At 45.7% G+C, this 18,999-nt stretch carries 16 protein-coding genes and 2 pseudogenes; 15 read left to right on the top strand and 3 right to left on the bottom strand.

The genetic code is table 11. The features are described from left to right. The first annotated feature begins 69 nt into the window (after positions 1-69). The 11 genes and pseudogenes from BN3911_RS09370 (at position 70) to BN3911_RS09320 (ending at position 12,306) form a co-directional block, all read left to right on the top strand. Positions 70-498 carry a phage holin family protein gene (locus tag BN3911_RS09370; RefSeq protein WP_066867703.1) on the top strand — a complete coding sequence of 143 codons (429 nt, stop codon included), beginning with the start codon at positions 70-72 and terminating at the stop codon, positions 496-498. A 2-nt stretch (positions 499-500) separates the two neighbouring features. Next, positions 501-2,000: an N-acetylmuramoyl-L-alanine amidase gene (locus BN3911_RS09365; RefSeq protein WP_014387035.1), complete on the top strand. Its 1,500-nt coding sequence runs from the start codon at positions 501-503 to the stop codon at positions 1,998-2,000. Between the two features lie 140 nt (positions 2,001-2,140). Next, complete coding sequence (locus tag BN3911_RS17785) at positions 2,141-2,542, top strand: SHOCT domain-containing protein (RefSeq protein WP_341440912.1); 402 nt, start codon at positions 2,141-2,143, stop codon at positions 2,540-2,542. 60 nt (positions 2,543-2,602) lie between these two features. Beyond that, positions 2,603-4,165, top strand: coding sequence for a recombinase family protein (locus BN3911_RS09355; protein WP_066864632.1), 1,563 nt, complete (start codon positions 2,603-2,605; stop codon positions 4,163-4,165). Then, the gene (locus BN3911_RS09350; RefSeq protein ID WP_014387032.1) at positions 4,162-4,593 is read left to right on the top strand and encodes a recombinase; all 432 of its coding nucleotides are present in this window, start codon (positions 4,162-4,164) and stop codon (positions 4,591-4,593) included. Before BN3911_RS09355 ends, BN3911_RS09350 begins: the two co-directional genes overlap by 4 nt. Next, positions 4,580-6,151 carry a recombinase family protein gene (locus BN3911_RS09345; protein ID WP_014387031.1) on the top strand — a complete coding sequence of 524 codons (1,572 nt, stop codon included), beginning with the start codon at positions 4,580-4,582 and terminating at the stop codon, positions 6,149-6,151. The genes BN3911_RS09350 and BN3911_RS09345 overlap by 14 nt, the downstream gene beginning before the upstream one ends. 433 nt (positions 6,152-6,584) lie before the next feature. After that, positions 6,585-6,755 (top strand): annotated as a pseudogene (locus tag BN3911_RS09340) (MFS transporter); the annotation flags it as partial. A 21-nt stretch (positions 6,756-6,776) separates the two neighbouring features. Continuing rightward, positions 6,777-7,511: a 23S rRNA (adenine(2058)-N(6))-methyltransferase Erm(G) gene (gene erm(G) / locus BN3911_RS09335; RefSeq protein ID WP_014387027.1), complete on the top strand. Its 735-nt coding sequence runs from the start codon at positions 6,777-6,779 to the stop codon at positions 7,509-7,511. Between the two features lie 303 nt (positions 7,512-7,814). Next, positions 7,815-8,027, top strand: a pseudogene (locus BN3911_RS17875) (23S rRNA methyltransferase); the annotation flags it as partial. A 29-nt stretch (positions 8,028-8,056) separates the two neighbouring features. Next, positions 8,057-10,843 carry a DNA methyltransferase gene (locus BN3911_RS09325; RefSeq protein WP_066867697.1) on the top strand — a complete coding sequence of 929 codons (2,787 nt, stop codon included), beginning with the start codon at positions 8,057-8,059 and terminating at the stop codon, positions 10,841-10,843. A gap of 11 nt (positions 10,844-10,854) precedes the next feature. Continuing rightward, complete coding sequence (locus tag BN3911_RS09320; RefSeq protein ID WP_066864625.1) at positions 10,855-12,306, top strand: hypothetical protein; 1,452 nt, start codon at positions 10,855-10,857, stop codon at positions 12,304-12,306. 98 nt (positions 12,307-12,404) lie between these two features. On the opposite strand, the gene BN3911_RS09315 is transcribed toward BN3911_RS09320, so the two are convergent. Beyond that, a complete protein-coding gene (locus BN3911_RS09315; protein WP_066864622.1) occupies positions 12,405-12,821 on the bottom strand; it encodes a hypothetical protein in 417 nt (138 codons plus the stop codon). Between the two features lie 66 nt (positions 12,822-12,887). Next, the gene (locus BN3911_RS09310) at positions 12,888-13,256 is read right to left on the bottom strand and encodes a nuclear transport factor 2 family protein (protein ID WP_066864620.1); all 369 of its coding nucleotides are present in this window, start codon (positions 13,254-13,256) and stop codon (positions 12,888-12,890) included. Positions 13,257-13,533: 277 nt separating this feature from the next. On the opposite strand from BN3911_RS09310, the gene BN3911_RS09305 reads away from it, so the two are divergent. The 4 genes from BN3911_RS09305 (at position 13,534) to BN3911_RS09290 (ending at position 15,978) form a co-directional block, all read left to right on the top strand. Further along, entirely contained in the window at positions 13,534-14,061 is a 528-nt protein-coding gene (locus BN3911_RS09305; protein ID WP_082942218.1) for a TetR/AcrR family transcriptional regulator, read from the top strand. 1 nt (position 14,062) lies between these two features. Next, complete coding sequence (locus BN3911_RS09300) at positions 14,063-14,500, top strand: GNAT family N-acetyltransferase (RefSeq protein ID WP_066864616.1); 438 nt, start codon at positions 14,063-14,065, stop codon at positions 14,498-14,500. A 76-nt stretch (positions 14,501-14,576) separates the two neighbouring features. Further along, positions 14,577-15,101 carry an NUDIX hydrolase gene (locus BN3911_RS09295; protein WP_066864614.1) on the top strand — a complete coding sequence of 175 codons (525 nt, stop codon included), beginning with the start codon at positions 14,577-14,579 and terminating at the stop codon, positions 15,099-15,101. A 25-nt stretch (positions 15,102-15,126) separates the two neighbouring features. Beyond that, on the top strand, positions 15,127-15,978 hold the full coding sequence (locus BN3911_RS09290) for a deoxyribonuclease IV (RefSeq protein ID WP_066864613.1): 852 nt from the start codon (positions 15,127-15,129) through the stop codon (positions 15,976-15,978). 223 nt (positions 15,979-16,201) lie between these two features. On the opposite strand, the gene BN3911_RS09285 is transcribed toward BN3911_RS09290, so the two are convergent. Next, positions 16,202-18,838: a calcium-translocating P-type ATPase, PMCA-type gene (locus BN3911_RS09285; protein ID WP_066867695.1), complete on the bottom strand. Its 2,637-nt coding sequence runs from the start codon at positions 18,836-18,838 to the stop codon at positions 16,202-16,204. Between the last annotated feature and the right edge of the window lie 161 nt (positions 18,839-18,999).

The following is an 18,999-nucleotide window of genomic DNA, read 5'->3' as shown; positions in this document are numbered from 1 at the left end:
TGGCGACTGCCCTGCGGGGCGGCCGCTTTTTTCATACACAAAACCATTTCAAGAAACGGAGGTATCAACATGAAGGAACTTTGGAACACGGCGCAGGTGATCTTTGCGGCCATCGGCGGGTGGCTGGGCTATTTCCTGGGCGGATGCGACGGGCTGCTCATCGCCCTGGTGGTATTTGTGGCGGTGGATTATGTTACGGGCGTGATGTGCGCCATCTCGGACAAGAAGCTGTCCAGCGAGGTGGGCTTTAAGGGCATCTGCCGGAAGGTGCTGATCTTCCTGCTGGTGGGGATCGCCAACATCCTGGATGTACAGGTGATCGGCACAGGCAGCGTCCTTCGCACGGCGGTCGTCTTCTTTTACCTCTCCAACGAGGGCGTGAGCCTTCTGGAGAACGCGGCGCACCTGGGACTCCCTGTGCCGGAGAAGATGAAGGAAATCCTGGAACAGCTCCATGACCGGGCGGAAACAGAAAACAGCAATCAGGAGGATGAGTGATTATGAAACTGGTGGAATCGATCTTAACGAAAAACCCCTGCTATACGGCGGGGAGGAAAATCACGGTCAAGGGGCTGATGCTCCATTCCGTGGGCTGCCCGCAGCCGAAGGCGTCTGTGTTTATCAACAGCTGGAACAGCCCGTCCTATGACAATGCCTGTGTGCATGGTTTTATTGACGGCAATGACGGCACAGTGTACCAGACCCTCCCCTGGAACCACCGGGGCTGGCACTGCGGCTCCGGCAGCAAGGGCAGCGGCAACAACACCCATATCGGCGTGGAGATGTGTGAGCCTGCCTGTATCAAATACACAAGCGGGGCAAATTTTACCTGCTCCGATACCGCAACGGCAAAGGCTGTGGCGAAGCGCACTTATGAAGCGGCTGTGGAACTGTTTGCCATGCTGTGCAGGCAGTACAGCCTGAACCCGACCGCAGACGGTGTGATCATCAGCCACCGGGAGGGACACAGCCGGGGCATCGCTTCTAACCACGGCGACCCGGAGCATCTCTGGACACAGCTTGGCATGGGCTACACGATGGACACCTTCCGTCAGGCGGTTAAAGCGGCGATGGACGGCGGTTCCTCTGCAGAGACCAGCGGCTATACCAAGATCATGGGAAACGCCGTGGCCACGGCAGAGCAGATGGAAACCTACATCCAGGGGAAGAACCCGCAAGTCCTGCAGAGCGTCCTGGACATGATTCCGCTCTACCTTTCCGAGGGACAGGCCGAGGGTGTGCGCGGCGACATTGCCTTCGCGCAGTCCTGCCTGGAGACCGGGAACTTTACTTTCTCCGGCTCTGCGGTCACACTGGACCAGAACAACTTCTGCGGGATGGGTGTGACGAGCAATGGGCTGAAGGGCAATTCCTTTGACACGCCGCAGCTCGGCATCCGGGCGCAAATCCAGCATTTAAAGGCGTATGCGTCCACCGATGCTTTGAAGAATGACTGCGTTGACCCGCGTTTTAAGTACGTCACCAGGGGCAGCGCGGAATATGTGGAGTGGCTCGGTCAGCAGGAAAACCCCCAGGGAAAAGGCTGGGCGGCCGGCGCTGGGTATGGGGAGAAAATCCTGACCATCTTGAAGAATATCTGCGGTACGGCGGGCGGCGCTTCCGGGACTGCCGACATCTGGTACCGGGTCCGTAAGACATGGGCAGATGCCAAATCGCAGATCGGGGCTTTCCGCGTTTTGGAGAACGCAAAGAACTGCGCGGATGAGAATCCGGGATATCGTGTGTTCGATGTAAATGGTGTAAACATCTACACACCGGACACGGCAGCGTTTTCCCCGTATCTGGTGCGGGTGTCCATCACGGATCTGAATATCCGTAAAGGACCGGGGACGAACTATGCCAAAACCGGGAAGTTCACCGGTAAGGGCGTGTTTACCATCGTAGAGATGCAGACAGGCAAAGGCTCAGACACTGGATGGGGACGCTTGAAATCTGGAGCTGGATGGATTTCCCTTGATTATACCGAAAAAATTTCATAACTTTAAGAATGTTAAAATCCCGTGTATGGTTAGCTGAAGAAAGCTGATTATACACGGGATTTTTTTATTTATCCGCTGGAAAGCGGAAAATTTGTCCTTTCAGAGTTAGAAGGGGAAAGCCCTTGCTGATTGGAGGGTCAATGATGGAGAAACAGAAATCTATAATTGTTTTGCACCAGAAAAAAGAAAAGGCAAATGGAGAATCTGCGGATGGCTTAATGAATATGGGAGATATCAGGAAAGGTAGTGTTTGCCAAAATGTAACGAAACTGGAGACAGGGGAGTCAATCGTTGCGAAAGGCGGTAAAGTGCGACGGGAAAGAAGTATAGAGAAAGGTGAAGAAGCTGAGAAAAATATTCATCCTGTAACAGGGGCACTTTTTACACAGGAGATGTTGCAATCAGAATTTGACTATTACATGGCGCAGAAACTACTGGAAAAGTTGCGGGAGGCAGGTCTGATTACCAAGGAAGAATTGGACAAAATCACGGCGAAAAACCGCCAGTCTTTCTCTCCTTATCTGGCCCGGATTATGCCCTGAATGACTTGCTATTTGTAGGCTTTAGAGCGAATATGTCCGTACCGAAAGAGAGGTGAGAGGATGAAACGGATCACAAAGATTGCGGAGAATGCATCCCTTGGGAAAAAGAAAATCAGAGTGGCTGCCTACTGCCGGGTGTCTACAGCCAGTGAGGAACAGCTTGTCAGCCTGGCAGCGCAGAAAGCCCACTATGAGAACTATATCAAATCCAATGACAATTGGGAATTTGCCGGACTTTACTATGACGAAGGCATCTCTGGCACGAAAAAAGAAAAGCGGGATGGGTTGCTGGCGATGGTTGCCGCCTGCGAGAGAGGAATGATTGACTTCGTCATTACCAAGTCCATCAGCCGGTTTGCCAGAAATACCACGGACTGTCTGGAACTGGTGCGGAAGCTGCTGGACTTAAATATTTACATTTATTTTGAAAAGGAAAATATAAACACGGGCTCCATGGAAAGCGAATTGATGCTTTCTATCCTAAGCGGCCTGGCAGAAAGTGAGTCTGTGTCTATTTCTGAGAATGAGAAGTGGGGTATCAGGCGGCGGTTCCAGAATGGCACCTTCATTATTTCCTATCCCCCATACGGCTATGCCAACGTGGATGGGGAAATGATGATTGTGCCGGAGCAGGCAGAGATTGTGAAACAGATCTTTGCGGATACGCTTGCGGGGAAAAGCACCCATGAGATTGCAAAAAGGCTGAATGAGCAGGGCGTTGTCACCAAGAAGGGCGGGCGCTGGACACCGGGTACCATCAACGGCATCATTGGGAATGAGAAATATACCGGGGATGTCCTGTTCCAGAAGACCTATACAGATAACAGCTTTAACCGCCATCAGAACCGGGGAGAAGTTGACCAGTATCTCATGCAGAACCACCATGAGGCAATCATCAGCCGGGAAGAGTTTGAACGTGCCAATGCGGTTTTGAAACAGCGTGGACGGGAAAAAGGGAATGGTCATGATACCGGGAGATACCAGAACCGGTACGGCTTTTCCGGCCGGATCTATTGCGGGGAATGCGGCGGTAAATATAAAAGACGGCTGCATTATAAACCCAGCGGCCAATATGCCGCATGGACCTGTGTTACCCATTTGGAAGATAAGAAAAGCTGTTCACAGAAGTACATCACAGATGCTGCCCTGCAACTGGCTTTTGTTACCATGATGAACAAGCTGGTCTTCGGGCAGCAGACGGTGCTGCGTCCTCTTTTGCAAAGCCTGCGGGGGCTGAATGATCAGTCCCGGCTGCTTAAAATTGAGGAACTGGAAACAGCTATCGAGAAAAACAGGGACCAGAAACAGGTGCTGACGAACCTGATGGCAAGCGGCTATCTGGAGCCTGCTCTCTTTAATAAGGAAAGCAATGAGCTTGCGGCAGAAGAGGACACTTTGCGGCAGGAAAAGGACGGGCTGATGCGCTCCGTCAATGGAGATATGGTCAAAATAGAAGAACTGCAGCGGCTGCTCCGGTTTGTATCCAAAGGGACTATGCTGACGGAATTTGATGATAAGACCTTTCTTTCTTTTGCGGAACGGATTACCGTACTGTCCAGAAAAGAAGTGGTTTTTGAATTGAAATGCGGACTGTCCTTGAGAGAAAGGCTGGTGGAACCATGAGACACATTCCGTATGGATACCGGATTGAAAACGGCCGGGCGGCCATTGATGAAACACAGGCTGCCACGGTGCGGGAGCTTTTTCAGAACTATATTTCCGGCATGGCGCTTATGCCCGCCGCTGAGAAGGTCGGATTAAATCTGTACCACGGGAGCGCCGGAAGGATGCTCCGGAATAAGAAGTATCTTGGAGATGATTACTATCCGGCTATTATCGATAAAGAAACCTTCGATAAGGCAGAAGAAATACGCATGAGCCGAGCAAAAGCACTGGGGCGGGTGAGGGAACTGGAAGGAAAGAAGGCCATCCTCTTCCCTACCAACTTTACCATACCTGCAGTGAGAAAGGTTTCTGACGATCCCTTTGAACAGGCGGCGTATGCATACAGTTTGATTGAGAGTGAGGTGGATGGGGATGGAACTAAGTAGGAATATTACTGTGATCCCGGCCAGAAAGCGGGTAGGAAATACGGCCGCAGCAGAACAGAGACCAAAGCTGAAAGTCGCCGCTTACTGCCGGGTTTCCACGGACAGTGAGGAGCAGGCATCCAGCTACGAGGTGCAGGTGGCGCATTATACGCAATTTATCCAGAAGAATCCGGAATGGGAGCTGGCAGGGATTTACGCCGATGACGGGATCACCGGAACGAATACGAAAAAGCGGGAGGAATTTAACCGCATGATCCAGGACTGCATGGACGGAAACATTGATATGATCATCACCAAGTCCATCAGCCGGTTTGCCAGAAACACCCTGGATTGTCTGAAATATATCCGGGAACTGAAGGAGAAGAACATCCCGGTTTTCTTTGAAAAAGAGAACATCAACACCATGGATTCCAAGGGTGAGGTACTGCTTACCATCATGGCAAGCTTGGCACAGCAGGAAAGCCAGTCTTTGAGTCAGAACATCAAACTCGGATTGCAGTACCGTTTCCAGAACGGGGAGGTCCGGGTCAATCACAGCCGTTTCCTGGGTTACACAAAGGATGAGGAAGGAAACCTGATCATAGAGCCTGCGGAGGCGGAAGTGGTAAAGAGGATCTACCGGGAGTACCTGGAAGGAGCAAGCCTGCTCCAGATCGGGCGTGGCCTGGAAGCAGACGGCATTCTTACCGGGGCTGGGAAAACGAAGTGGCGTCCGGAAACACTGAAGAAGATCCTGCAGAATGAAAAATATATCGGAGACGCCCTTCTACAAAAAACATATACAATTGATTTCCTTTCTAAAAAGCGAGTTAAAAATAACGGAATCGTTCCCCAGTATTATGTAGAAAACAGCCATGAGCCTATTATTCCACGCGAGCTTTTTATGCAGGTTCAAGAAGAGATGGTTCGAAGAGCGAATCTCCGAGGAGGTAAAGGCGGTAAAAAGAGAGTCTATAGTAGTAAGTATGCTTTATCAAGTATTGTTTACTGTGGGCAATGCGGTGATATTTACCGACGAGTACATTGGAATAACCGAGGTTACAAGTCTATTGTTTGGAGATGTGTTAGTCGTTTAGAGGAAAAAGGCTCTGAATGTACGGCACCTACCATAAACGAGGAAACATTACAGGCAGCAGTGGTTAAGGCTATTAACGAACTTTTGACTAAAAAAGAGCCCTTCCTCTCAACGTTACAGAAAAACATAGCTACCGTCCTTAATGAAGAAAATGATAATACCACCGATGATATTGATAGAAAATTGGAAGAGTTACAACAACAGCTCCTTATACAAGCAAAATCAAAAAATGATTATGAAGATGTGGCTGATGAAATTTATCGACTTCGGGAATTAAAGCAAAATGCACTAGTAGAGAATGCAGAGCGAGAAGGAAAAAGGCAACGAATTGCAGAAATGACTGATTTCTTGAATGAGCAATCCTGCGAGTTAGAGGAGTATGATGAGCAATTAGTAAGGCGGCTAATTGAAAAAGTTACGGTATTTGATGAAAAGATGACTATTGAATTTAAATCAGGTGTGACGATTGAAGGAAGGATATAGATTATTGAGTTAACCACAATTAAGGAAAATATCGCCCTTTGGCGGTTTTTCCTACTTTTATATTTTTTATATTGAATATATCACCTTATTGTGCTAAAATATAGGTTGCTAAAATAAGAATTTAGGAGGAACCGAAACTATGACAGCCTCAATGCGTTTAAGATAAGCTGGCAATAAAAAAAGCAGAATCTATCCCCGATGATAGGCTTTTTTGTTGTGCTTATTTATACGATATTGAGCATTCATTAGTTACGGTGAGGATATAGGTTATTAAACTATACCTTTATTTAACTATGTCTTTAATATGAATGTTTCCAAATTGTATGTATGCAGACCAAAAGCCACATTGTGGATTTAGGCCTGCATTTTTTATTGCCTAGAATGCTATTCAAAATAGAAATTCAAGCAAAATAATATGCAGGAGATAATATAAATGGAAAAATACAACAATTGGAAACTTAAGTTTTATACAATATGGGCAGGGCAAGCAGTATCATTAATCACTAGTGCCATCCTGCAAATGGCGATTATTTTTTACCTTACAGAAAAAACTGGATCTGCGATGGTCTTGTCTATGGCTTCACTAGTAGGTTTTTTACCCTATAACCTTTAAGGAGAGGTTATAATGAACAAAGTAAATATAAAAGATAGTCAAAATTTTATTACTTCAAAATATCACATAGAAAAAATAATGAATTGCATAAGTTTAGATGAAAAAGATAACATCTTTGAAATAGGTGCAGGGAAAGGTCATTTTACTGCTGAATTGGTAAAGAGATGTAATTTTGTTACGGCGATAGAAATTGATTCTAAATTATGTGAGGTAACTCGTAATAAGCTCTTAAATTATCCTAACTATCAAATAGTAAATGATGATATACTGAAATTTACATTTCCTAGCCACAATCCATATAAAATATTTGGCAGCATACCTTACAACATAAGCACAAATATAATTCGAAAAATTGTTTTTGAAAGTTCAGCCACAATAAGTTATTTAATAGTGGAATATGGTTTTGCTAAAAGGTTATTAGATACAAACAGATCACTAGCATTGCTGTTAATGGCAGAGGTAGATATTTCTATATTAGCAAAAATTCCTAGGTATTATTTCCATCCAAAACCTAAAGTGGATAGCGCATTAATTGTATTAAAAAGAAAGCCAGCAAAAATGGCATTTAAAGAGAGAAAAAAATATGAAACTTTTGTAATGAAATGGGTTAACAAAGAGTATGAAAAACTGTTTACAAAAAATCAATTTAATAAAGCTTTAAAACATGCGAGAATATATGATATAAACAATATTAGTTTCGAACAATTTGTATCGCTATTTAATAGTTATAAAATATTTAACGGCTAAAAACAATAGGCCACATGCAACTGTAAATGTTTAGTTATAGGTAGGGTAGCATAAGTTAAAATGCTATTCTGCCTTTTAAAAGTATGGTATACATTCCAGAGAGAGATTGGATATGTTCCCGTATACCGATAGTGCCAAAAGCGAAGTGGATATGTTTCCGAGAACGGACGTACTCAAATGACATTCATTCTGTCCTCTCAAGCCATGTGGAGACGGTATGTTTATTGTCCAAGGCTTAATGCCAAGCAGCATATTGAGGTTGAATTGAATATGGATGAGTTGGACTTGACGGCAGCGGAGAAAAAGGCTACCTATCAGGAGATCAAGGACTACGTACTGGAGCATAACGGCCTGAAAGTCAGCCACCTCTATATCGCCCAAGTCAAGAGAAAACATGGTATTATTGAACGGGCTAACTACAATCTCCCTAAAAACGAAGATGCCAAGCAGCCGGTCTGTCCTCCCGAAAAGGAAAAGGCAATTACGGAGGCATTGAAGTTCTTCGGGATGATTTGATTCTTGGAAATGCTGGGCGGAGGTATAAAATGAACGATACACAACAGAAAGAAGCAGCAAGAAAATTTGCAGCATATTGGAAAGATAAAGGTTACGAAAAAGGAGAAAGTCAACCATTCTGGCTTTCTCTGCTTCGTGATGTCTATGGTGTGGAACATCCTGAACAATTTATCACATTTGAGGAGCAAGTGCATCTGGATCATACCAGTTTCATAGATGGAACAATTCCGTCCACAAAGGTGCTAATTGATCAAAAAGGTTTAGGAAAAGATTTGAAAAAGCCAATTAAGCAGTCGGACGGCACTCTGCTGACCCCATTTCAGCAAGCGAAGCGTTATATTACAGAACTGCCCCTGTCGCAGCATCCACGTTGGGTCGTGACTTGCAATTTTGAAAAGTTTTTTGTCTATGATATGGAACGCCCTGGTGGAGAGCCGGAAGAAATTTTACTGAAAAATCTTGAAATAGAATATTACCGCCTTCAATTTTTGGTTGATGAGGGTAGCGAACATTTGAAGCGAGAAATGGAAGTATCTATTGCCGCCGGTGAAATGGTTGGCTTGCTTTATGATGCGTTCCATAAGCAGTATGCAGATCCCGACAGCGAACACTCTTTAAAAAGTTTGAATATCCTTTGTGTTCGCCTTGTTTTCTGTTTATATGCGGAGGATGCGGGCATATTCGGGCATCATGGAATGTTCCATGACTATCTGGCAGAATATAGCACCAGACACATGAGAAAAGCGCTGGTTGAATTGTTTAAGGTGCTGGATACCACGCCCGAAAATCGTGACCCGTATCTGAAAGACGATAATCCGCAGTTGGCTGCATTCCCTTATGTGAATGGCGGCCTGTTTGCAAATGAAGATATTGAGATCCCACCGTTTACAGATGAAATCAGGGCGTTGCTTCTGGACAAGGCCAGTACGGATTTTAACTGGTCTGAAATCAGTCCCACTATTTTCGGTGCTGTTTTTGAAAGCACTTTGAATCCGGAAACACGCCGCAGTGGCGGTATGCACTATACTTCTATCGAGAATATCCACAAAGTCATTGACCCGCTGTTCCTGGATGATTTGAAAAAGGAACTTGGTGAGATTTGCGAAATCGCAGTAGAGCAAACCAGAAAACGAAAGCTGGAATATTTTCAGAACCAGCTGGCTTCCCTGACCTTCTTAGACCCTGCCTGTGGTAGCGGAAATTTCTTGACAGAAACCTATATCAGCCTGCGCCGACTGGAAAACGAAGTGCTGAGGATTTTATCTCACGGACAGATTTCTTTTGGTGATGCGGTTTACAATCCTATTCAAGTATCTATCGGGCAGTTTTACGGAATAGAAATCAATGACTTTGCTGTAACAGTTGCGAAAACCGCACTCTGGATTGCAGAAAGTCAGATGATGAAAGAGACAGAAGAAATTGTTCTGATGCACTTGGAATTTCTGCCTCTGAAATCCTACACAAATATTATTGAGGGAAACGCTCTACAAATAAATTGGGAAGATACTGTACCAAAATATAAGTTGTCTTATATCATGGGTAATCCGCCGTTTGTTGGATATTCTTTGCAGAGTAAAGAACAGAAAAACGACATCCTCTCGATTTATATTGATGAAAAGGGCAAGCCATACAAAACTGCTGGAAAGATTGACTATGTTTCCGGCTGGTACTTTAAGGCAGCGCAGTTTATGCAGGGAACCAATATACGCACTGCGTTTGTTTCGACAAATAGTATTACGCAGGGAGAGCAGGTTGCAGGGGTATGGAAGCCTTTATATGACCGTTTTAATGTACATATCGATTTTGCTCACAGAACATTTATATGGGACAGTGAAGCAAGTTTGAAAGCTCATGTACATTGTGTGATTGTGGGATTTAGCACAGATTTGAACACCCAAAAGAGGGTGCTGTATTCGTCTGATCGTTTTCAGATAGTTGATAATATCAATGCATATCTTGTTGATGCGCCGGATGTTTTCATTGAAAGTCGTTCTCTACCCATTTGTAATGTTCCTAAAATGACAACGGGAAATCGTCCGGCTGATGGAGGCAATTTGATTATTGAGAGCTCAGACTATGACGATTTTATAAAACAGGAACCAGGAGCAAAAAAATATATTAAACGCCTTATGGGTGCCAAAGAATATATCAACAATCAAAAAAGATATTGTTTATGGTTGGTTGGAATAAGCCCTGCTGAATTGCGAAAAATGCCATTCGTATTAGAACGTGTGGAAGCATGTAGACAAGATAGATTAAATGGTGCAGAAGATAGGCAAAAATTAGCGGATACGCCTACTCTTTTTAGAGAATTAAAAAATCCTCTAACTTATATTATTGTACCTCGTCACAGTTCAGAAAACAGAAGATATATTCCCATGGGATTTTTGGATAATACATTTATTCCCGCAGATTCTGCTACAATCATTCCAGAAGCCACTTTGTTTCATTTTGGTATTATAATGTCAAATGTTCACATGGCTTGGGTGCGTACTGTCTGTGGAAGAATCAAGAGTGATTACCGCTATTCAAAAGATATCGTCTACAATAATTTCCCATGGCCTACACCTACGGATGAACAGAAAGCTAAAATCGAGGAGACTGCGCAAGCTATATTAGATGCCCGTGCGCTTTATCCTGACAGCAGTCTTGCTGATCTCTATGATGAGGTTGCCATGCCACCAGAATTGCGAAAAGCCCACCAGCAGAATGACAAAGTTGTCATGCAGGCTTACGGTTTCTCTGTCAAGGATATGACCGAGAGTATGTGTGTGGCAGAACTGATGAAGATGTATCAGGATTTAGTAAGCAGATAAGGACGGATACCATGCGAGACTTTATTTCTGAAATTAAGAAGATAAATACTGATGGACTCATTTACAAATTTTCAGAAATATCTATTGAGATGTTCAAAAAAAATCAGTACATGAGGAAGGTAGAGAGACCTGTTATACGCTATGGAAGAAATCAAAAACTGATTGTACAGTTGTCAGCGTGGGACATTCCTAATATTGCATTTCTTTCTGTGAAGGAGAGCAATGATTATCGTCATGCGGATAAAGTATCTTCTGTAGGACAACTTGTTGATTTGTATCGAGAATATGATAATGAGCATTCGGCAACAGAAAGCATTAAAAATGCTGCCGATGGAGTGTTCCGTGTTGTTTTAGGGATGACCGCAGAGCAGTTCCAATATCAAAATTTATGGTGGATATATGAAAAGTTTAATAGAGATTATTATATTCTGTTAGCAGGAAAAAATTTTGAACATAGAAGTAAAATAGATACCAATGCTGCCGTAAAGGAGGTGTTTGGCTGTTCAGTAGATGATTATATTGCTATACTTCTTATGATATTTTGGCTTTGCAGTCAACACCCAGATCCGCTATCCGCTCCAGAAAGCCTATACTGTAGAAAAGAAAATACTATTTTAACCACAGAAAATATCACTAAGTTTATTGGGTATTATTCTTGCGACTATAAAGAGTTGCGAGAAGATTCATTAGGGAAACAACTATTATATTCAAAGCCTTTTATTAAAACTCAAAGGTATGGAGTATATCTGGCTGTAAGCATGTATCTTGTCTCAATGATGGTTGGAAATGGGCTTTATTGGCTTGTTAGAGACTATTACTTTAAGCAAGGGACTCAGAAGTTTGTTAATGCGTTTGGATTGCTATTTGAAGATTATATTAAAGATTTAGCTATGAATTATTGTGAACCCACTGAGTGGTCAGTGCTATCTACCGGTTCAAAAAAAGGGGCTGATTTTCTATTTGATTTCGGTGTACTCCAAATACTCGTTGAATCGAAATCGTCATTGCTCAAATTAGATGTCAAGCAACAGGTTCCGAATTTGAAGTCAGTGAAGACTTTTTTTGATCACACAATAAGTGAAGCATACGCACAACTGAATAGTAGTTACGAGCAACTTAATGGCAAGGTGGATGTTCCTGTAATAAAAATTATTTTGTTGTATGATGAGTTTTCTAATGCGGCTATTATTGAATTGTCGAAGAGCGAAATATTTGAAAAAGATCCTCTTTGCTTTGTTATGACGATTCGTGAGTTAGAAATGCTGCTTTATCTTCATCATAATGACAAAATAAAAGAAAAGCAAATTTTGAACAGATTGCTTGACTCAATAAAACTGGACGGACTGCACAAAAATATAGGCGCCATATATGAGGAGTTATCCATACACGAAAATCCACATCTTGATGGGAAAATGGATTATTTCTCTAAGATGATGAAACACTTTGAAAATAATCTACAATAAAAATGCTGCAATTTTCATTTCTATAAAGGATGAAAGTTGCAGCGTTTTTTTGTTTTGGGAGGTATATATCAAGCCTTCGTTTCGCCATAGCGAAACGCTTATTTTTCGTCCTCTGTGGGCAGCTCCAACATTTGTTTTGTAAGCTGCTGAAGCAGCGCAGATGTAGATTCATCCATCGGAATCATTTTCCCAACATAGGCAGCCATAGCGGCTGATACATCATCGGTGGTCAGCTCAGATTGTGGCTTGTCTGGCAGCGAATCACGAATGCCCTTTACAGCTTCTGCTGTAGCGATTGCTCCGGTAGGCTGTTGTGCTGTTACATCTTCCTTAATCTCTCGGAAAATTTTCATCAGGATATTCTTAATTTTCTCAACATCCGCTTCATTGTTCTGGATTTTTGTGGAGTTCAGGAAACTCATATCCTTAATGATTTCTGCCCGCTTGGAAGGTTCTGTGCTCATCAGCTCTGCCAGTGGCTCTGTGGCAAAGTCAATGACTTGATTTCTTGCCATGATGCCGTTTGCAACGGTATTGTCAAAGTTATCGGCCTGTTCCGCTTCTTTACTCAGACAGTTTTTTTACAGAATTGTAATGACAGCGGATTCAAACACAATCTTATCATTTCGGACACAGTAGGTTTCGATCCCTTTCATCCCCGCTCCTCTGTTTTCAAAGATGTGCAGCGCGTACTCACCGGCGGCAATGTCTTGCGCAACCTCTTTGTCCTCCTCCGGAGCGTCTGGATCTTCTGAAAAATTGATGACGTTCATTTTCAGGATTTCAGCAATCATGTCGCGAATCTCCGCCCTGCCTACTGCAGGCTTGTCCACAAGGTTGCAGAGCACAACTGCATCCTCTGCATAGTCTGCTGCAATAAAATCAGGATCCATGCTGCCCATTGCATTTCCATGGCGCTTTAAAACTCGGATTACTTCTGGTTCCGGCATTTTCTTCCTCTCCTATCCGTATTTATTATTTTTGAAACCTGCCTTCGCAGATTCACTTTTTGTTTGTGAGTATTACTACTCTCGTGTATAATAGTAATGCACTTTGTTTCTATTGGCAATGACCAGATGGAAGATATGTTGTAGTACTACTCACTTTATGCAAAAGTGAGTAGTACTACAACATATCTTCCGAAGAAAGGAGGCTTTAAAAATAGAACTCAAAGTAGACCGCAGAATCCTGAAATCACAAAAGGCCATACAGAACGCCTTCTGTGAAATGCTTCTGGACATTGGTTTTGACGCCATCACAGTAAAGGCGATCACTCAAAAAGCAGATATCAGCCGAAAAACCTTTTATCTACATTATTCCGACAAATTCGATCTGCTCAACGCAATTGTCGATAAGCAATTGGAAGAACTCACCGCTGTCTGTGAAAAGAAAAGGGAGATGGGTTGCACAGAAGGCACTGTTCTGTGGTTCCGCTATTTCCAACAGCGCAAGGCTTTCTTTGCCGCTTTGTTTACCACGGAAAGCACCGTTTTATTTCGGCACCGTATGCTCGGCTTTATCGTAGACCAGCTTAACAGCAGGCTTGAGGATGCATCCCCCGGAAAAGATACAGAAGTCTTATTAAATTTCATGAGCAGGGCTGTCCTGGGAGTGTTGGAAGCCTATGTACTCGGTCAACTCCATGCAGAAGTTGAAGAAATTGCGGAACAAGTGGGCAAATTGCTGGAACAGATTATCAATGGCCAAGGTCCGGATGCACAAACGAATATGGTATCTATGCAAAAGGATGAATGATATGGATTTGTACGTAAAACGGTTTGAGGAGCTCTCCGCCGGGGAGCTTTATGACATCCTTCAGCTCCGGGTTGCGGTCTTTGTAGTGGAGCAGCAATGCGCTTATCAGGAACTCGACGGCAAAGATTTCTGTGCCCTTCATGTCTATTTGAAAGATGAAGCGGGAATACAGGCCTATCTGAGGGTATTGGACAAAGGCGTTTCTTTTGAAGAGGTATCCATTGGGAGAGTGCTTACCCGAAAAAGAAACTCCGGTCTGGGCCGTAGAATCCTTTCAGAAGGCATGAAAGCTGCCAGGGAACAGCTGCAGGCAGAGCAAATTCGGATTGAAGCACAGACCTATGCCAAAGGCTTCTATGAAAAGCTAGGATTCCGCCAGGTTTCTGAAGAATTTTTAGAAGATGGCATCCCTCATATTCAAATGCTTTGGAACGTCTGACTTAGCAGCTTGCCTGACGTCCGTCCATATCAAATACCGCAGCTTCAAGCGAAACCCGATCGAAAGTAGGGAACCTATGGAATTGTTTATTGATGCAAAGAATTATAAACCGGATGGATCTGTTTTTCACAGAACCGCTGCACGGGCCATCCTGCAAAAGGGGAACCTGTACCTGTTCGTTTCCACCAAATCAGGCGAATACAAATTCCCGGGAGGCGGCGTAGAGCACGGTGAAAGCCTGGAAGAAGCAGTTCTCCGGGAGGTGCGTGAGGAAACGGGATACCTCGTTCTCCCTGCCTCCCTGCGAAAATGCGGCGTTGTGCATGAAAAAAGGAAAGGCAGCATCTCTGATATTTTGGAAATGGATTCCCACTACTTTTTCGGTGTCACAGATCCTGTCCCTGGAAAAAGACAACTGGATTCCTATGAAGCGGAAGAGGAATATCAGGCCGAGTGGGTTTCCCTGCAGACAGCGCTGGAACAAAATGCAAAAGTTTTTTGCCCGAATGCCCGGCCCTGGATTCTACGCGACACCGTGGTAATCGAAGCTCTCCTTCAAGAAAATATACCTCCGCAAGATTCTTATTTATCCCCTGAATAACGCAAAATACAGAAAGAAGGATTTTATGCTGAAAATAGGATGTCATCTTTCCTGTGCCAAGGGCTTTCTGGCCATGGGAAAAGAGGCCGTGAAAATCGGCGCCAACACCTTTCAATTTTTTACCAGAAACCCACGGGGCGGAAAGGCTAAAGACTTGGATCAACAGGACATAGCCGCCTATCTGGCCCTCGCAGAGGAACATGGTTTTTTCCCAGCTTTAGCCCACGCCCCCTATACTTTGAACGCCTGCGCTGCAGAGGAACGAATTCGGGAATTTGCCCGCCAAACAATGCAGGACGATCTGCGCAGGCTGGAATACCTGCCGGGCAGCATGTATAATTTTCACCCAGGAAGTCATGTAAAGCAAGGGCCGGAAAAGGGAATTGAACTGATTGCTGCCCAACTCAATGAATTGCTGCAGCCCACACAGTCCACCACCGTCCTGCTGGAAACCATGGCTGGCAAAGGCTCCGAGGTCGGCAGGAACTTTGAGGAGCTGCGTGCTATTTTGGACCGAGTGGAACTATCGGATAAAATGGGAGTGTGTCTTGACACCTGCCATGTCTCCGACAGCGGGTACGATTTGGTTCACCGGCTGGACGAAGTTTTGGATACCTTCGATCAGGTCATCGGCCTTTCCCGGCTGCGTGCTGTTCATTTGAACGACAGTATGAATCCGGTAGGGAGCCATAAAGACAGACATCAAAAACTGGGGGAAGGCACGATTGGTCTGGACGCGCTGAGGTGCATCATCAACCATCCCTCTCTCCGCAGCCTGCCATTTTACCTGGAAACGCCCAATGACCTGGAAGGCTATGCCCGGGAAATCGCATTGATGAAAAGTCTTTACAGGGACCAACAGAATTGCTCGGAATAATGACCCAGTTTATTATCAAAGGATCCACAGGAACGGATTCTTTGATAAAATTTGTTCCATGCAGGAACGCCCTGAAGTCTGCAGAATGATCTGCGCTCCAGGGCGTTCCTGCCATACCGGCTTTCCATCCTTTTTCAGTCCCTCAGTTCTTTTCTATTCCGGCCACGCTAATTAGCCGGCGCTTCCTTTTCCATCTCCAGCAGTACAAGTGCGTCTTCCGGTTTTACGGCAAATGCCTGTTTTCTTTTTTGGCAGGGTGCAGCAGAAGTTTTTCCCCTTCTACAGCCAGCAGCGGGAACAGGGAAAGCCCCGCTACAATCAGCCACTGCAGCCCTGTCAGCGCCGTTGTCCTGAAGATCGCAGTCAGCGGCGGGAACAGGATCACGCTGACCATGAGAAATGCGCAAACAGCGCAGGCTGCCACCAGCTTTTTATTAGAAAAAATCCCCAACTTCAAAACAGAGTGTTCCGAACGCATATTGAAACTATGTACCAGCTGGGAAAGGCTGAGCACCGCAAACGCCATGGTCCTTCCCACCACTGGGTCCTGCGGATCCACGTCAAACCAGATTCGTCCTACGGTATAGGCCAATAGAGCCAGCGCGCCCACCAGGCAGCCTTCCACTGCCACAGAAAAGCCCATGCCGCCGGAAAAAATGCCTTCATTCTTTTTGTGTGGAGGTTCCTGCATAATATCCCGTTCAATGGGGTCTGCTCCCAAAGCCAGCGCCGGCAGGGAATCTGTAACCAGGTTGACCCACAAAAGCTGAATTGCCAACAGCGGTGTGGGTACACGCAGCAAAAACGCCACAAATACCACAAGAATCTCACCTATGTTGCAGGAAAGCAGAAAATGAATGGTCTTCCGGATATTCTTGTAAATCCCCCTGCCTTCCCGGACAGCACTGACGATAGTGGAAAAATTGTCGTCTGTCAGCACCATGTCGGCGGCCGATTTTGCTACTTCCGTTCCATTTTTTCCCATCGCACAGCCAATGTCCGCGCCTTTCAGCGCAGGCGCGTCGTTTACCCCATCCCCGGTCATGGCCACCACCATGCCCCTGCGCTGAAACGCCTTGACAATTTTAACTTTATGCTCTGGAGAGACCCGGGCAAAAATTTGGTAATCAAAGATTTTGCCGCTGAGTTCCGCTTCAGAAAGCCGATCCAGTTCGCTGCCAGTTATAACGCCGCTGTTCTCTTTGGCAAAGCCCAGCCTCTTCCCTATGGCCAACGCCGTGGCGGCATGGTCTCCGGTGATCATCACCGGCAGTATTCCGGCTCTTTTACATTCCGCCACTGCCGCTTTCACACCGGAACGCGGGGGATCCTCCATACCGATCAGGCCGCAAAAGATCAATTCGCTCTCTGTTTCCCGGTCCTCCCGGGAAAGCTTTGGCGTATCTTTATAGGCCACCGCCAGCACCCGCAGCGCTTTTTCCGCAAGCCTGCTGTTATCGGAAAGAATACGCGCTTTCATGGCCCCGCTCAGCGGAACAATGGAGTTTCCCTTGAGCATTTGAGAGCATCTGGCGATCAGCACATCGGGCGCTCCTTTGCTAACGATACGGTATCCCTCTCCAAACCGGTGGGCAGTGGTCATCATTTTCCGTGAAGAGGAAAATGGGATTTCTCCCACCCTTGGAAACGCCTGTTCCAATTCTGTCTTTCTGCTTTTGCAGGCACGCAGAAAGGCTGTTTCCGTGGGATCCCCGCTGATCTTCCCTTCATGCTCTTCAGAATTGTTGCAGAGCGAAGCAAGCTCCAAAGAAAACTGAGCGGTTGCCCCCTCCAGCTTTTCCTCGCCATATGCTCCAGAAAAGGCTACTACCGTCATCTTATTTTGTGTCAGAGTTCCAGTTTTGTCGGAGCAGATCACCTGCGTGCTGCCAAGGGTTTCCACTGCCGGCATATGCCTGACAATAGCTCTCTTTTGTGCCATGCGCTTAATCCCCATGGCAAGCACAATGGTCACGACGGCGGTAAGTCCCTCCGGAATTGCCGCCACACCTAGGCTGATGGCGATCATAAACATATCCAACGGCTCAATTTTTTGAATTAAGCCAAGGCCAAAGATCACTGCGCAGATCACCAGCACCCCTGCGCCCAAAACCTTTCCAGTCTGCTTGAGCTTTTGCTGCAGCGGAGTCTGAGGCGCTTTCTCATTCTCCAGCATGGTGGCGATCTGTCCCATCCCGGTTTCCATTCCGGTTGCCGTCACGATCCCAACACCGGCCCCAGAGGCGACGCCTGTTCCGGCAAATACCATATTTTTGCGTTCTGCAAGTGTGGCATCCACCGGACAGATCGTCCCAGCATCTTTTTCTGTCGGCACGGATTCCCCTGTAAGAGCCGATTCTTCCGCTCTCAACTCTACGCTCTTTACCAGCCTGATATCAGCAGGTACCAAATCGCCCGCTTTCAGGATGACCACATCTCCAGGGACCAGCTCCCAGCTTTCCACACTCTGCTTTCTGCCGCTCCGCAGAACCTGCGCATGGGGAGAAGAAAGCTTTTTCAACGCGTCGATCGCCCGGTCCGCCCGCACCTCCTGTACCATACCGATCATAGCGTTGCAGACTACAATAATCAGAATAATGATGGAATCGATATATTCGCTGTCGCCCCGGATACGCGACACAGCAAAGGAGACTGCTGCGGAAGCCAGCAGAATCAGCACCATAAAATCTTTGAATTGACTCAAGAAACGCAGAAGCAAGTTCTGCCGCTTCGACTCCCGGATTTCATTCCTTCCGTATCGGGAGAGACGCTTCTGTACTTCGGCGCGGCTGAGTCCGCGCTCTGGATCCGTCCCCATCTTTTCGGCTGTTTCATGCCAGCTTACGCTGTGAAGCTCCATCTGGAAAACCATGCCTTTCCGCCTTGATTTTTCGAGAGGGCAGTGTTCTGCCTTCAGAAATATATACTGCCGGATACCTCTGTTTATGATTTGTCCCAAAGGTTTGGCAATTACGCGGCCATATGCTATAATAAAAATGTATTCTTTTGGATTCACATGTG

Origin of the sequence: Neglectibacter timonensis, from assembly GCF_900048895.1 — a bacterium.
Classification (GTDB): domain Bacteria; phylum Bacillota; class Clostridia; order Oscillospirales; family Acutalibacteraceae; genus Acutalibacter; species Acutalibacter timonensis.
Note: the sequence above shows the minus strand (reverse complement) of the source record. Positions and strands in the feature narration are given on the sequence as shown.